The sequence below is a fragment of the Dictyoglomus sp. genome (assembly GCF_049968615.1).
Taxonomy (GTDB): Bacteria; Dictyoglomota; Dictyoglomia; order Dictyoglomales; family Dictyoglomaceae; genus Dictyoglomus; species Dictyoglomus turgidum.
On sequence record NZ_JBMFQK010000003.1, the window covers coordinates 98,475 to 114,801 of the forward strand.

General features: G+C 34.3%; 13 protein-coding genes. 11 read left to right on the forward strand and 2 right to left on the reverse strand.

Annotated features, from left to right (window positions below):
• Positions 1 to 4: 4 nt before the first annotated feature.
• Positions 5 to 1,021 (reverse strand): zinc-dependent alcohol dehydrogenase family protein, encoded by a 1,017-nt coding sequence (locus ACP5QL_RS03910; protein ID WP_272996108.1) that lies wholly within the window; start codon positions 1,019 to 1,021, stop codon positions 5 to 7.
• A 156-nt stretch (positions 1,022 to 1,177) separates the two neighbouring features.
• On the opposite strand from ACP5QL_RS03910, the gene ACP5QL_RS03915 reads away from it, so the two are divergent.
• Positions 1,178 to 2,308, forward strand: a complete 1,131-nt coding sequence (locus ACP5QL_RS03915; protein WP_012583054.1) for an aldo/keto reductase — start codon at positions 1,178 to 1,180, stop codon at positions 2,306 to 2,308.
• Positions 2,309 to 2,339: 31 nt separating this feature from the next.
• Here the strand turns inward: ACP5QL_RS03915 and nth are convergent, their stop codons facing one another.
• Positions 2,340 to 2,972, reverse strand: coding sequence for an endonuclease III (nth, locus tag ACP5QL_RS03920; RefSeq protein ID WP_012583053.1), 633 nt, complete (start codon positions 2,970 to 2,972; stop codon positions 2,340 to 2,342).
• Between the two features lie 89 nt (positions 2,973 to 3,061).
• On the opposite strand from nth, the gene ACP5QL_RS03925 reads away from it, so the two are divergent.
• The 10 genes from ACP5QL_RS03925 to ACP5QL_RS03970 all read left to right on the forward strand — a co-directional run bounded on the left by ACP5QL_RS03925 (position 3,062) and on the right by ACP5QL_RS03970 (position 16,323).
• Positions 3,062 to 4,069, forward strand: coding sequence for a M20/M25/M40 family metallo-hydrolase (locus tag ACP5QL_RS03925; RefSeq protein ID WP_012583052.1), 1,008 nt, complete (start codon positions 3,062 to 3,064; stop codon positions 4,067 to 4,069).
• Positions 4,070 to 4,071: 2 nt separating this feature from the next.
• Complete coding sequence (locus ACP5QL_RS03930; RefSeq protein WP_012583051.1) at positions 4,072 to 5,070, forward strand: M42 family metallopeptidase; 999 nt, start codon at positions 4,072 to 4,074, stop codon at positions 5,068 to 5,070.
• A gap of 1 nt (position 5,071) precedes the next feature.
• Entirely contained in the window at positions 5,072 to 6,082 is a 1,011-nt protein-coding gene (locus ACP5QL_RS03935; RefSeq protein WP_012583050.1) for a M42 family metallopeptidase, read from the forward strand.
• Positions 6,083 to 6,155: 73 nt separating this feature from the next.
• The gene (locus ACP5QL_RS03940) at positions 6,156 to 6,473 is read left to right on the forward strand and encodes a helix-turn-helix domain-containing protein (RefSeq protein WP_272996112.1); all 318 of its coding nucleotides are present in this window, start codon (positions 6,156 to 6,158) and stop codon (positions 6,471 to 6,473) included.
• The gene (locus tag ACP5QL_RS03945; RefSeq protein ID WP_428125509.1) at positions 6,454 to 6,897 is read left to right on the forward strand and encodes an ImmA/IrrE family metallo-endopeptidase; all 444 of its coding nucleotides are present in this window, start codon (positions 6,454 to 6,456) and stop codon (positions 6,895 to 6,897) included. Before ACP5QL_RS03940 ends, ACP5QL_RS03945 begins: the two co-directional genes overlap by 20 nt.
• Before the next feature lie 202 nt (positions 6,898 to 7,099).
• Positions 7,100 to 8,512: a hypothetical protein gene (locus ACP5QL_RS03950; protein ID WP_428125512.1), complete on the forward strand. Its 1,413-nt coding sequence runs from the start codon at positions 7,100 to 7,102 to the stop codon at positions 8,510 to 8,512.
• Positions 8,513 to 8,569: 57 nt separating this feature from the next.
• Positions 8,570 to 9,373 (forward strand): glucodextranase DOMON-like domain-containing protein, encoded by an 804-nt coding sequence (locus ACP5QL_RS03955; RefSeq protein WP_012583046.1) that lies wholly within the window; start codon positions 8,570 to 8,572, stop codon positions 9,371 to 9,373.
• Between the two features lie 13 nt (positions 9,374 to 9,386).
• Positions 9,387 to 12,515 (forward strand): glucodextranase DOMON-like domain-containing protein, encoded by a 3,129-nt coding sequence (locus ACP5QL_RS03960; RefSeq protein ID WP_428125516.1) that lies wholly within the window; start codon positions 9,387 to 9,389, stop codon positions 12,513 to 12,515.
• Between the two features lie 102 nt (positions 12,516 to 12,617).
• Entirely contained in the window at positions 12,618 to 14,387 is a 1,770-nt protein-coding gene (locus ACP5QL_RS03965; RefSeq protein ID WP_272996139.1) for an ABC transporter ATP-binding protein, read from the forward strand.
• Positions 14,371 to 16,323, forward strand: coding sequence for an ABC transporter ATP-binding protein (locus ACP5QL_RS03970; RefSeq protein WP_428125519.1), 1,953 nt, complete (start codon positions 14,371 to 14,373; stop codon positions 16,321 to 16,323). The genes ACP5QL_RS03965 and ACP5QL_RS03970 overlap by 17 nt, the downstream gene beginning before the upstream one ends.
• The last annotated feature ends 4 nt before the right edge of the window (positions 16,324 to 16,327 follow it).

The following is a 16,327-nucleotide window of genomic DNA, read 5'->3' on the forward strand; positions in this document are numbered from 1 at the left end:
TTTATCACTCCTTAAAAGTTATCATTACCCTCAAAGCATCCCCAGAAAGCCCCATCTTTATTCCTTCTTCTATCTTCTCTATAGGAAACTCATGAGAAACAACTCTTTTCACATTTATCTTCCCCTCTTCAATAAGGGAGAGAGCCTTTGAATTGGTAAAAGGATTAACAAAAGAGCCCATAATAGTTAACTCTTTAAAGTATATGTCATAGGTAGAAATGCTAATTAAATCCTCAGGAGAGGATACTCCAAATATTAAAACTTTTCCTCCCCTTCTTACACTTTCCAAGGTAAGTCTCACAGTCTCCCCTTTTCCTACCGCCTCAATTCCCACATCTACCCCTCTCCCTTTATTATTCTCTTTAATAATCTCTACCACATTCTCCTCAGGGCTTATAATCACATCAGCCCCAAGCTCTTTTGCAATCTCTCTTTTCCATTCTACCTTTTCCACCAAAAAGACCTTAGAAGCCCCAGAAAGTTTTGCAAGTTGCAGTAATATCAATCCAAGGGCGCCTCCTCCTACAATAAGCACTACATCCCCCGATTTAATATTTAATCTCTCAATTCCATGAAGAGCACATGCCACAGGTTCCATCATTGCTCCTTCTACAGGGGAGATTTTGCTAGAAAAAACATAAAGCTGTTTATAAGGCACTATGCAGTATTCTGCAAAACCTCCATCTATATCTACACCTAAAGCAATAAGATTCTCACAAAGATTTACTTCTCCCCTCTTACAAAAATAACAATAGCCACAAGTTATATTAGGGTCAACAGCTACCAGATCTCCTACCTTTATCCCTTTAGTTTCTTTACCTACTTCAACCACTCTTCCTGAGAATTCGTGTCCCCTTATTATTCCATCTTTGCCATATGCCTTTCCTGAAAACACATGAAGATCAGTGCCACATATGCCCGAAGCAAGAACTTTAATAATAACTTCATCACCTTTTTCAATGATAGGATTAGGTAAATTCTCTAAGGATATTCTTCTATTCTTCCATACTGCTGCAATCATACTAACATACCCCGCTAAAAAATAAATTAATCGATTATATTTTACAATTTAAACATGATATAGTAAAATTTAAAATTGTAAAAAACATTTACTTTATAGTATTTCCACTGATATAAAATCAGCAAGAAATTATCACAAAATTAAGGAGGGATAAGAATGAAGTACAGGAAAATGGGAAAGCTTGACGTAACCGTTTCAGTACTTGGGTTTGGTGCAATGAGACTCCCCACACTAGGAACAGAATCTCAAATTGATGAACCAAAAGCTATAGAGATGATAAGATACGCCATTGATCACGGAGTAAATTATGTAGATACAGCCTATGGATATCATGGAGGGCAGAGTGAGATATTAGTTGGAAAAGCATTAAAGAATGGTTATAGAGAAAAAACCTACCTTGCCACAAAACTTCCTGTATGGTTTGTAAACAAGAAGGAAGATATGGATAGATTATTAAATGAGCAGCTTAAGAAACTCGATACTGATCACATAGATTTTTATCTCCTTCATGCTTTGAACAAAGATAGCTGGCAAAAAATATATAACCTCGGAGCCATTGAATGGGGAGAAAAAATGAAAGAAAAGGGGTTCATAAGATATTTTGGTTTTTCTTTCCATGATGACCTTGAAACCTTTAAGAAAATAATCGATACTCATGATTGGGATTTCTGCCAAATTCAATATAACTACATGGACATAGACTACCAAGCAGGAAAAGAAGGATTAGAATATGCAGGTAAAAAAGGGATAGGAGTCATAGTAATGGAACCTCTAAGAGGCGGAAGGCTTGCTAGACCACCTAAGGATGTGATGGAACTCATAGAAAAATATCCTACAAAAAGATCTCCTGTAGAGTGGGCATTACTTTGGGTATGGAACCACAAAGAAGTTTCGCTTGCTCTTTCCGGAATGAGCACCTTAGACCAAGTCAAAGAAAACTTAGAAATCGCAGATAAAGCAGAAGTAAATATCTTTTCTAAAGAGGATCTTGAATTTATAGAAAAAGTTAGACTTGCCTTCTTAGGAAGAAGGGCTATAGATTGTACTCAATGCAGATATTGTATGCCTTGTCCATATGGGGTAGATATACCAAGGAATTTCTATATTTACAATGAAGGTGTAAGATATGATGATTGGGGCGCCCCAAGATGGGAATATAATAATGCTATGAAACCTGAAGAGAGAGCTGAAAATTGTAAGAAGTGTGGAGAATGTGAGACTAAATGTCCTCAGGGTCTTGCCATAAGAGATCTCTTAGAAATGGTTCATAATACATTATCTTATTAAAATTTAGGAGGAGAACTCTTATGTTCCCCTCCTACTCATTAAATGCTGAAGGACAGATATCCTTTAATATACATTCATCACATTTTGGATTCTTTGCCTTACATACGTTTCTTCCATGATGGATCAAAAGATAGGAAAAATTTGCCCACTCATCTTTTGGGACAATCTTCATTAATTCCTGTTCTAACTTGTCCCTATTTTTTTCCTTCCCTAAATTAAGCCTCTTAGAAAGCCTGTTTACATGGGTATCTATCACAATACCTTCATTCTTTCCATAACCCGCGGAAAGCACTACATTAGCGGTTTTTCTCGCAACTCCAGGAAGCTTTAAAAGTTCCTCCATAGTATCTGGAACTTTACCATTGTATTTTTCTACAATTATTTGAGCACAGGCTCTAATATTTTTAGCCTTCGTTTTATAATAGTTTACCGACCTTATATCTTGTTCTAACTCTTCTAAAGAAACTTTTAAATAATCCTCTGGACTTCTATATTTTTTAAAAAGCTTTTCTGTAACCATATTCACCCTTTCATCGGTGGTTTGTGCTGAAAGTATTGTAGCTACAAGAAGTTCCCATGGATTAGAAAATTTTAGAGCAATTTTAGGTTCATAAATAGTTCTCAACCTTTTGAGTATCTCTATTACTTGCTCCCTTTTATCCATATTATCTCCCACCTCCATAATCAAACTACTAAAGTTTAGCATAAACATGTATAATCAAAATATAACTTTAAAAGAAAGGAGGCTTCAGGGTGGAAGTCAAAGAGATATTAAAGAATCTATCAAATTTGGATGGACCCTCAGGATACGAGTTTCCAGTGATTAAGTATATTAAAGATGTGGCAGAAAAAATTGCCCCTGTAAAAACCCTCATAGATAATCATGGAAATCTTATTGTGAGGAAAAAGGGTGATGGAAGAAAAATAGCCTTATTTGCTCACACCGACGAAATTGCTTTTGTGATAACAAAAAAGGAATTTGGAAATTATTTTCGTATCCACACCTTTGGAGGAGTAGATCCTAAGGTTGTAATCTCTCAAAGGCTAAGAATTCACACTAAAGAAGGCATTTCGTACGGTATAGTAGGCATGTTAGAACCCCATCTACAGAATGAGGAAATAAGACAAAAAAACATTACTTTCGATGACCTCTTTATAGATGTGCTCGACAAAAGTGATAGTGTCCAAATAGGTGATCTTGCTACTTTTGACTCAGAAGCTTTTGATTTGAATGAAAGATATATCGCAGGAAAAGCCTTAGATAACCGAGCAAGCTGTGCCACTCTCCTTTATACATTGGAACTACTAAATCAATTTATAGTCAATGCTGATATTTATTTCGTTTTTTCAGTGAGAGAAGAAGATGGTGTGTCTGGCGCCGTCAATGCTGCATATAAAATAAATCCTGATCTTGCTATAGTTTTAGACGTGACTCACGGAGACATCCTAAGACCATCATATCCTAAAATTGAGACAGGAAAAGGTCCTGTATTAGATATAGGCCCTATGGTGAATTATGAGTATTTCGATAAAATTAAAAATCTTGCCGAAAAACTTTCAGTAAATTATCAGATAGAACCTAATGGTGATCATAGCCATACCGATACCGATAGAATACAAATAACGAGAGAAGGCATTCCTACTTTACTTATTTCTATCCCCCTAAGATATATGCATACCCCATATGAAGTAGTAAACATAAGAGATATGGAGGAAACCGCAAGACTTCTGAGCTTTTTCCTTGCAAGAGGAGGTGAATAAAATTGTTTTTAAAAGAACTTTCAGATATACCTGGGGTTTCTGGGTTTGAGGGAAAAGTAAGAGAATTTATTAAAGAAAAGATAAAAGATAAAGTAGATTATATAGAGACAGACAAATTAGGAAACCTTATAGCTCTTAAAAAAGGTAAAGTAAATAAAAAACTTATGATTACCGCCCACATGGATGAAGTAGGGTTTATTGTAAGTAATATTGAAGAAGATGGAAAGATAAGCATAATACCTTTAGGGACCATTGATCCAAGAGTAGTCTTAGGGAAAAAGGTAGTAATAGGAGAAAAACAGATATTGGGAGTTATAGGTTCAAAACCTGTACACCTTATGGAGGGATACGAAAAAGTATCCTTTGAGAATATAAAAGTAGATATTGGAGCCACAAAAAAACAAGAGGCTGAATCAAAAGTAAAAATTGGTGATTTTGTAAGTTTTGCGCCAAACGCCATGGTACACGAAGAATGGATATCTGGAAAAGCCCTTGATGATAGAGGGGGATGTTCAATTCTCATGGACTTAATCCTTTCAGGTTTAGATCTATATTACGACACATTTTTTGCCTTTGTAATACAAGAAGAAACAGGACTGAGAGGCTCTGGCTCTTGTGCCTTTAAGATAAACCCTGATTTTGCAATTGTGGTAGAAACCACCACTTCGGGGGATAATCCAGAATTCCCTCCTGACAGAAGATCTTCAGAACTTGGAAAAGGACCTGTTATTACACCTGCCCATAGGGGATATGTAAACGATGAAAGATTATTTAACTTTGCGGTAAAAGTAGCAAAAGAAAATAACATCCCCTATCAAATAAAAAGAAGAACTGTAGGGGGTACTGATGCGGCAAGAATAGCCATAACTACAGGTACACCATCCTTAGTTATATCTATTCCTTCCAGATATATTCACTCCCCCATGAGTGTAGTAAATATTAGTGATTATCAAAATACTCTAAAGCTTCTTTCCCTAATTCTTATAAAGGAGGTCTTATAAGATGAAAGAACTTATCAAAAAATTAACAGAAATAAAATCTCCAAGTGGTAGAGAAGAAAATATAAGAAGTGCAATCCTTGAAGAATTAAAAGAATACATTGATGGCTATGAGATAGATAAACTCGGAAACTTAATAGTTTGGAAAAAAGGAAAAAAAGAAGGAAAAATACTTCTTGATGCTCATATGGATGAGATTGGAGTCCTTGCCACTCATATCGATGAAAAAGGATTTATCAGAATAGAACCTATCGGAGGAGTTTCTCCTTATAACTTGTTAGGAAGTAGCATAGCATTTCCAAATATAGAAGGATTTGTAGGAGTTGAAGGAGAAACTTCCGAGGAACTTTCAAAAAACCTCAAAAATCTTGATTTTGATAAAATCTTTGTAGATATTGGAGCAAAAAATAAATTAGAAGCAGAAAAGCTTGTTCCACCAGGAACCTTTGGAGTTTACTCAGCAAGCTTTAAAGACTTAGGAGAAAGAATTGTATCTAAAGCCATGGATGACCGAATTGGATGTGCTATAATAATTGAAGTTTTCAAAAAATCTAATCCTTACTATACCCTTTATGGAACCTTTTCTATTCAAGAAGAAATAGGACTTGTAGGGGCAAGTGTGGTTGCCTTTAATATAAAACCAGATCTTGCCATAGCTGTTGATGTTACAGCCCACTCTGATACTCCTAAAGGACCAAAAAGAATGTCCCTCGAATTAGGAAAAGGACCTGCCATAAAAATAAAAGACAGCGCATCTATTAGTGATAGAAGAATAGTTGAAAAGTTGAAAAATATAGCAGAAAGGAATAATATCCCTTACCAAATTGAGATTCTACTTCGTGGTGGTACCAATGCTGCTGCTCTACAAAGGACAGGAGAAGGAATTCCTGCAGGAACCTTATCTATACCTACAAGATATGTGCATTCACCCCATGAAATGGTAGACATAAAAGACGTAGAAAATGCAGTTAAAATATTAAAACTCTTAGTAGAAAGTGAAGAAAGCCTTTTTTAATTTTTAGGGGGACAATATAAAAGTCCCCCTTTTATTAACAAAATACCAAATTGATAATAAAATATAAGTAACCATGAATGTGGGGAAGAGAATAAGGGAACTTAGAAAAAAGCATAATATGAAACTGGAAGATCTGGCAGAAAAAACAGGTCTTTCTTTATCTTATATATCCCTCATTGAAAGAGGGCTTAAAAACCCGTCTCTAAAAGCCCTAGAAAGAATAGCTCAAGCTCTTAACCTTCCTACTTCCTACTTTTTCTCAGAAGATAATGATGAAACCATAGAGACCTTTCTAAGAACAAAAACCTCCCTTGATGAAGATGAAAGAAGGATGATAATTCAACTCATTAAATCCTTGGAGAAGAAAAAAGGTGTACGAAGAACTGATTAAAGAACTGTTATCCCTTTTTTATATAAATAAGCCTCCCATAAAACCCGAGATTATAGCCTACGGATTAGGAGTAGAATTATACTTCTACGAATTACCCTTACAGATTTCTGGAATATTGTATAACCGCAAAAATAGTCCCACAATGCTTATTAACAAAAATGACAACCTTTTAAGACAGCGATTTACAATTGCCCATGAAATTGGACATTTCTTACTTCATTATTCCAACAACAAAATCTATTTTGACTACCCAATAGAAAACTCTAAAATTGAAAGAGAAGCTAATACCTTTGCAGCATCTCTACTTCTTCCAGACTTTCTTCTTGGTAGATATTTAAATCTTTCTCTTGAAAAGATCTCTAGTATTTTCTATGTTTCCCGAAAGGTTACAGAGATAAGATTAAAAGATTTTAAAACACTTTAAGATTGGTTTAAAAATATTCTTGACAAATTTAACCATCTTCTCTTAAAATATCATCAAGGAATACTAACACGTGTAATTTTTATTAAAGAAAATTAACACGTGTTTAGGAGGTGATATAAGGAATAAGAATACAGAAAAACAAAAACTAATTCAAGTTAACTTCACTTCTTAAAAATTTTAAAAATCTAAAGGGGGTATTGAGATGAAAAAAGTATTGTTTTTAATTCTTGCTCTTCTCTTAACGTTAACCTTTGTCTATGCTCAAGAGGTCACTTTCTATGGTTATAGTGAAATAGGAGTTCATAGTGAATTCTTAAAAGATTCCAATGGAAATTACTCTAATACCTTAGGACCAGTTAATCTGGATTATTGGAATACCTACTTTAAAATAAAAGCAGAACCCTCAAGCCTTCTTGAAAGCTATTTCGAACTTCATCTATATCCAAATTATAGCAACCTTTTTGGGCCTGGCATCATAGAAGTACAAAAGGCACACTTAATAGCAAAAAGCTCTGTTATGAACTTAAGGGTATATTATAGAGAAGATGCAACTCCCTTTGATGATCCTCTTCTCTTAAATAAACCTGGAGATCTTCCTGGATCTTCCTGGATATGGGGAAACGGAATTGAGATCTCTGGAAAAGCATTTGATACAAATTTCTTGGCAGGAATTAATTCCTCAGATCAAATTTCTTATGTGAGACTAAAACGAGCTTTCCCACCACTCATGGTTGGATTTACTGCTATGGGTAGTAATTGGGGACAAGCTAACGCAGGAAAGAGCCTATTTGGAGTAGATGTTACTGGAAAAGTAGCTAATGTGGACATAAAAGCAGAAGGAATATATGGTAAATGCGTATGGGGTCCAAATCCTACCGATTCTGAGGGCGGAATGGTCCTTTATGGGGACTTCTCAACCCAATTAACACCTGTTATAAAGCTTTATGGAATTGGAAAGAAAGTTGATAAGGGCTATATTAACCAATTTGATTGGTTCAAAACTGACCAAACTCAACTTATTCCAAGAGAAAGTAAATCTTACGGTACATACTTTAAGCTTGGATCAGTAATTGCTCCAATTTCCAACTTATCCTTTGAGCCCATTGTTGAGCTAATAAATAGAGAAGATATAAGCCAAAAAACTACCAAACTAACAGGTATAGTCACATATATAGTAAGCAAGAATTTAACCATCAAAGGAACCGTGAATAATTCAACAGTTGATAGCACCAATTCCACTAATGTTACCCTTGAAGCAACCTTTGTACCACTAAAAGATCTTTCTGTATATGGTAAATTATATCAACCAATAGGTGGAAATACTGAGCTTTATGGAAATCTATCTACCATCTACAATAATTTAAGCATTTATTTAGCTGGTAATTATACAACAAATAAATCCTATCTTTTCTTAAATGCTGCGTATGACTTGGCTAAAAATCTCAAACTAAGAGGTATCTCTCAACTATTTAACGATAACGGAACAAAACATAACACTTATTACTTAGCTCTTGAACTCCCCAACGCTTCTTTATACTTTGGTAATGCTCCAGAAGAAGGAACTCCCGCAGATTTTGTAAAGCAAATAGGAGCAAAAATTTCTTTTGATTTCTAATTAATTTAAAATTTCGGGGAGGATTTATCCTCCCCGATTTTAAAGGGGGTTAGTAAAATGAAAAAGTTTTTGATTTTCATATTTCTAATTCTTCTTTCCACTCTTATTTTTGCAGAACCTGTTAAATATCCTTTAGTTTTTAATGATCCTACAAATGATGACAAAGGACCAGGAACATATACTTATCCCACAGATGGGGTATTTAAACCTGGAACCTTTGACATGACAAAAGTAGTTATAGATGCTGACAATGATAATGTATACTTTAAAATCTCTTTCAGAGTACCTATAGAAAATCCTTGGGGAAGTCCAATAGGACTCTCTCTTCAAACAATCCACATATATATTGACAAAGATCATAAGAAAGATTCAGGATTTAGAGATTTTATACCAGGAGTAAGAGCTCAAACCACTCCAGAAAGTGCATGGGATTTAGCTATACTTGTAGAAGGCTGGCCTACAGAACTTAAAAGCTCGGTAAAGAATGCAGCTCCAGAAATGTACAAATATTGCGTCTTCCCCTCAAAAGGTGTGACTGTTGATGGCAATACTATCATCATCCCTGTTTCTAAAAAGACCCTTGGAGATGATTTCCAGAAAGGTTGGGGATTTCAGGTATTCATAATGGGACAAGAAGGATTCCCGACTCAAGACCCTGTTTCTTGTAGGATTAGAGAGGTACTTTCCACTGCTCAACAATGGAGATTTGGTGGTGGGGACGACTTCTACGGCGATCCTAATATTATAGACATGTTAGATTACGAGGGAATTAATCAATTTGAAGTTTTAGGCAAGTATAAGAGTGATGCTAAATTTGAGAAAAATGTATATGCTCAAGTACCTTTCATATACGTCAAGTAAGAGGTGATTCTCTATGAAGAGAATTTTAGCTTTTTCTCTACTCTTTATTATAATTTCCCTAATCTCCTTAAGCTTTTCCCAAGACATTCCTTTAAATATCTATGATCCAAAGGTACAAAAAGCAGAAAGACCATTATACTTAGCCATTATATGGCATAACCACCAGCCTTTATATTATGATCCAGATCAAAATATAAATATCCTTCCTTGGGTAAGGATGCATGCAATAAAAGATTACTATGACATGGCATACATATTAAAAAACTATCCCCAAATAAAAGCTAATTTTAACATGGTTCCATCTCTCTTATATCAATTAGAACTTTATACCAAGAAGGGCATAAAGGATAAATATCTAATTCTCACAGAAAAACCTGCAGATCAACTTACCATTGAAGATAAAGAATTTATATTAAGAAGATTCTTTGACGTTAATTGGGATAGAATAATCAAAAAATTCCCAAGATATTGGGAACTTTTGAATAAAAGAGGCCAATCTGTTGACGATGTGGTAATAGCAAAAGCAATTCAGAACTTTACAACTCAAGATTTTAGAGATCTACAAGTATGGTTCAATTTAGCATGGTTTGATCCTGATTTTCAAAAGTATGACAAAGATCTATCAAGACTTATAGAAAAAGGTAAAAACTTTACTGAAGAAGATAAAAAAGTGGTAATAAACAAACAATATGAAATTATGTCTAAGATTATTCCTCTTTATGCGGAACTACAAAAAACCAAACAAATAGAAGTAACTACTACTCCATTTTTCCATCCAATAATGCCATTATTAGTGGACATAAAATCTGCCAAAATTGCAGTACAAGACATAGCTCTACCTAATGCCACAATAAACTACAGTGATGATGCATCAGCTCAACTTTCAATGGCTGTTAACTACTATAAAAAATTTTTCAAAGATACACCAAAGGGTCTTTGGCCTTCCGAAGGATCCGTAAGCCAAGACATTATTCCCATCGTAGGAAATTCAGGCTTTTTATGGATGGCAAGTGATGAGGATGTGCTTTCAAAATCTCTAAACACTCCTATCCTCAGAGACTCAAGAGGAAATGTAACGAATCCTGATGTACTTTATCAACCTTACATAGTGGAAGAACAAGGTAAAAAGGTTTATGTGGTGTTTAGAGACAAAAATCTTTCAGATAAAATTGGTTTTGTCTATAGTGGAATGAAAGGAGAAAATGCAGCAAAAGACTTTGTAAACCGCTTAGAGAATATCTATGAGAGAGTAAAGGATGACAAAAAGTCATATCTCGTAACAGTAATACTTGACGGTGAAAACTGTTGGGAATATTATGAAAACGATGGAAAGGAATTTTTAAACACTCTTTATAAATTACTCACAGACAGTCCTTATATTGAAACAGTAAGGCTAACAGACTACTTAAATAAATTCCCTCCCACTAAGAAGATAGAAAGGCTCCATTCAGGATCTTGGATAGATGGCACTTTCTTAACTTGGGTAGGAGAACAAGAAGAAAACAAAGCATGGGAAATCTTAGATAAAGCAAGGACAGAGTTAATATATGAAACAGTGAAACAGAAGAAAACTATATCTCCCGTATTAAATCCAGATCTCTTAAGAAACAATATCGAAAAAGCATGGTTTGAACTATATGCAGCAGAAGGTAGTGACTGGTTCTGGTGGTATGGAGATGATCAAGACTCCACAAATGACCTTGCCTTTGATGAACTCTTTAGGAAACATCTTATAAATGTCTACAAATTAATTGGTAAAGAAGTTCCTCAAGAATTGTTCCTTCCTATAGTAAAAATAGGTGAAGAAAAACCAGTACAAAGCTTACAAGCAAAATTCACACCTAAGATTGATGGACTGATTAATCCCGAAGACGAATGGAAGAACGCTGCAATCTACCTTGCTAAAAAAGGAACAGGACTTTCCACAAAGCCAAGTGATTTTATTGAAAAAGTATACTTAGGTCTTGACAATGATAATGTATACTTTCTTATAGAGTCAAAAACAAATCTCAAAGACTATTTAGGAAAGCCTTATTTCTTAGCAGTGTACTTTTCTAATCCAAACCAAAAGGAATATAATTTGTATCCAAGAAAGGGAAGTCAGACTCTCGGGTATGGAATAGCTTACGAACTTCTAATTGATTTTTCAAAGATCAGCTCCCTTGGAGAAGTAGATGCCATATTAAATCAAGCTACTGGTAATAATTCCTGGAGACAACAATCTACACTAAAAGCAGGAGTATCGGAGAAATACATAGAAGTAGGCGTACCTTTCAAGGAAATTAAAGTACAAGGAAGAGAACAAATAGCAATGAATGTGATATTTGGGAAAGAAGAACCGATAGATGTGGTACCTTACTATGTTCCTATTTACTTAACTGTTCCTGAGAAGAAGTTAGAAATAACATACTTCTCTATTGATGATCCAACTGGGGATGACTATGGATGGGGCAAAGTTGTATATCCAACAGCTCCAGTATTTAAACCCGGTGTTTTCGACATAATCCATGTAGAAATGGGTAAAAGCAAAGATGATATTGTATTCAAAATTAAGATTAGAGGAGATTTAGAAAATCCATGGGGTTCGCCCACAGGAGTCTCAGTTCAAACCATAGACATATATATTAATGATGGAAAAGAGAGCACCTATTACTATCAAGCCTTACCTGGAAGACAAGCTAATATTCCTGAGGGTTGGAACAAAGCAATTTGGGCTGAAGGATGGATACAAGAATTAATAATTCCTACATTAGATGAGAAAGGAAAAGTACAACTAAAAGAGATAAAAGGAGTAGTACAATTAAGCACCGATCCTACAGAAAGAACTATAATAATCTCAGTACCTGAAAAATACTTAGGTCCTGTAACACCTGACTGGAAAATCCTCGTGATATTATGTGGACAAGAAGGATACCCAAGACCTGGAAGCTGGAGAGTAAGAGAAGTAGAAGAAGAAGCTAAACAATGGAGATTTGGTGGTGGGGACGACTTCTACGGCGATCCTAATATCATAGATATGATTGTTCCCCCTGGAATGAAACAAGAGGATATACTGTCTAAATGGGTAAGTAGTGAAGATGAGGAAGAAAATGTTTATGTAGAATTACCCTTGATCCCCCTTAGGGTTTTAATGTCTCAATAAAGTAACCAATCAAAAAGCGGGGAGGATTTTTCCTCCCCGCTTTTATTTTTTTATAATTCTTGTTTACAAAAAAAATAATTAGCTATAAAATTATTTACTGTTATGAACAAACCATTACTTAGACATATTAAAAAGCTATTAATACAATACAGATGGAAATACATAACAGGAGCATTTTTTCTACTCCTTACAGACATATTCCAACTCATATCTCCAAGATTAATCGGTTGGGGAGTAGACTACCTTAATAAAGGATCCTTAACCTTTAAAAGCCTACTATTAGTATTTTCAGCATTACTACTTCTTGCCATACTTACGGCCATATTTCGCTTTTTTTGGAGAATACAAATCCTCGCAACAGCAAGAAAATTAGAAGCCCAAATAAGAGAAAAATATTTTACTCACCTACAAACTTTATCCCTTAACTTCTTTAACTACAAAAAGACGGGAGAATTAATGGCTCTTGCCACAAACGATTTAGGAGCTGTAAGAGAAATGTTTGCTTTTGGAGTAGTTATGCTACTGGATACAATTTTCCTTGGCACCCTTTCTATCTTCTTTTTATTAAGCATAAGCCCTAAACTTACTTTATACATTGCTATACCTCTCCCATTAATAACCTTAACTATTGCCTTCTTTGGGAAAATAACTCATAAAAGATTCAAACTTGTACAGGACAGCTTTGCAAAACTAACTGATAAGGCAGAGGAAACCATAGCTGGAATAAGAGTAGTAAAAGCCTATGTCCAAGAAGAAGCAGAATTAAAAAAATTTATAGAAAAAGCTCAAGATTTATTAAGTAAAAATATTCACTTGGTAAAGGCTTGGGGATTTATGTTTCCCACTATTGAACTTCTGGCAAATCTTTCTATTCTTCTCGTATTCTTATTAGGAGGCCTTGAAGTTATAAAGGGAAATATTAGTCTTGGTGATTTCATTGCCTTTAACTCATATTTAGGGCTTCTTATTTGGCCTATGAATGCCCTTGGATGGGTAGTTAACAATTTCCAAAGAGGTAGAGCTTCCCTTGAGAGGATAAATGAAGTTCTTGATGAAATTCCTGATATAAAAGACTCCCCTAAATCTATAAAAAAGGAAACATTAGAGGGTTATATAACTTTTAAAAATGTGTATTTTAAATATCCATCAAGTCCAAAATGGATCCTTGAAGATATCTCCATAGAAATCAAACCAGGAAAATTTTTAGGTATAACAGGTCCTGTTGGTTCAGGAAAAACAAGCCTTGTAAGTCTTATACCAAGATTATTCAACATACAAAAGGGAGAAATCTTTATTGATAATATCCCTATAAAGGATCTATCCCTTCATTACCTTAGAAAAAACATAGGATTTGTTCCCCAAGACAGTTTCTTATTCTCGGATACCATTGCAAACAATATAAGATTTGGAAAACCTGACCTAAGTGATGATGAAATCTATAAACTCATCAAAATCGTAGCATTAGAGGAAGATCTCAAAGAATTTCCTAACGGTATACACACTATAGTAGGTGAAAGAGGAGTAACCCTTTCTGGAGGACAAAAGCAAAGAGTTGCCATTGCAAGAGCTTTAGCCATAAATCCTCCTGTTCTTATATTTGATGATGCCTTATCTGCTGTGGATGCTAAAACAGAGAGGCAAATTCTTGAAAATCTTTTAGAGATAAGAAAAAACAAAAGCCTCATAGTAATTGCTCAAAGACTTTCTGTAATTCAGGATGCGGATGAAATAATTGTATTAAAGGAAGGGAAAATAATAGAAAGAGGTGACCACAATAAATTAATGAGGCTTGGTGGATTTTATGCGGAATTATTTGAGCAGCAAAAGATAGAATCAGAACTTGAGAGGAGAGAAGATGAAAGAATATTATGAAGAAGAAATATTAGGAAAAGCCTATGATTCAAGAATAATGAGAAGACTTCTCAAATATGCAAAACCTTATTTGCACTATATTCTCTTTGCTCTCCTTCTTATTATTCTTGTAACTGTATTAAAACTTGTAAACCCATATATAATCAAAAATTCCATTGATAAAAGTATAAACCCAATAGAGACAATCTTAATAAATAACCAAGAGTTAAGAGTTTACTATTTAGACGAAAAAATACCTAAGGATATACTGCAAAGGTATAAAAATATAATAAAAGACTTTAAAAGTAGAAAATATATATTGCTTGAAGATTTAAATAAATTAAGTTCTAAGGACAGAATTATTGTTAGATTTAAAGATATAAATAATCTTAAAAAATCAGCTTTAATTTATTTTTTAATCATACTTCTCATATTTACGCTAACTTATGCTCAAGTTTATATTCTAAATTTAACCTCTCAAAAAATCATTTTTGATATGCGAAAAGAACTCTTTGGACACATTCTTAAACTTCCCATAAGCTTCTTTGATAAGAACCCGGTAGGAAGACTTGTTACAAGAGTTACTAACGATACCGAAACTCTCCAACAAATGTATAATTCTGTAATCACTAGTTTTATTGTGGATATATTTCTAATTTTCGGACTTTCCATAGTAATGTTTCTCTTAAACTGGAAATTAGCCTTAATATGTATTGGCTCTCTTCCTATAGTAGGATATATAAGCTTTGTATTTAGAAAATATGCGAGGGAAGCCTATCGCAACTTTAGAATAAGACTTGCAAGACTTAATGCCTATTTAGCAGAACATATAAGTGGAGTAAGAGTAACCCAACTTTTTGCAAGAGAGAAAGAAAATGAAAAAGAATTTAAAGAAATAAACGATAAATTGTTAGAGGCACAGTTAAGAAATGTCTTTGTAAATGCTATTTTTAGACCTGTAGTAAGTGCTCTTGGCAGTATTATCTCAGCTCTTTTAATCTTTTTTGGTGGTTGGCAAATTATGAATAACCAAATATCCTTTGGAACTTTATTTCTCTTTATCTCCTATCTAGGAAGTTTCTTTCAACCCATTCAAGACATAGCAGAAAAATATGATATATTACAGGATGCCATGGCATCAGCAGAGAGAATTTTTCTTCTGAGGGACGAAAAAATAAGCATAGACTCACCTTCGAATCCTATAAGATTAACCCGAATAGAGGGAAAGATAGAATTTAGAAATGTATGGTTTGCTTACGACAAAGAATGGGTTATAAAGGATTTATCCTTCAAAATAGAGCCAGGAGAAAAGGTAGCCTTCGTAGGAGCAACAGGTGCAGGAAAGACTTCCATAATAAACCTTCTTACAAGATTTTATGACGTACAAAAAGGTGAAATTTTAATTGACGACATAAATATAAAGGATGTTGATCTTTATGATTTAAGAAGACAAATAAGTGTTGTACTGCAAGATGTACATCTCTTTGCAACTAACATCTTAGAAAATATTAGACTTAATAGAAATGATATACCTGAGGAAAAAGTAATAGAAGCTGCAAAATTAGTAAATGCTGATAAATTTATAAGAGAGCTTCCTCAAGGATACTATACACCTGTACAAGAGAGAGGAGCAACGCTTTCTGCTGGACAACGCCAACTCATTGCTTTTGCAAGAGCCCTTGTCTTTGAACCTAAGATTCTTATTCTTGACGAAGCCACTGCTAATATAGATACCCAGACTGAGAAACTCATACAAGATGCCATTGAAAAAGTAACTCAAGGTAGAACAAGCATAATAATTGCCCATAGGCTTTCCACAATTAAAAAAGTAGATACTATATATGTAATGCATAAAGGGAGAATTGTAGAAAAAGGAAATCATCAAGAACTAATAAGAAAAAGAGGAATATATTACCATCTTTACAAATTACAAAGTTTAAATTATGCTAACAAATAGAAAC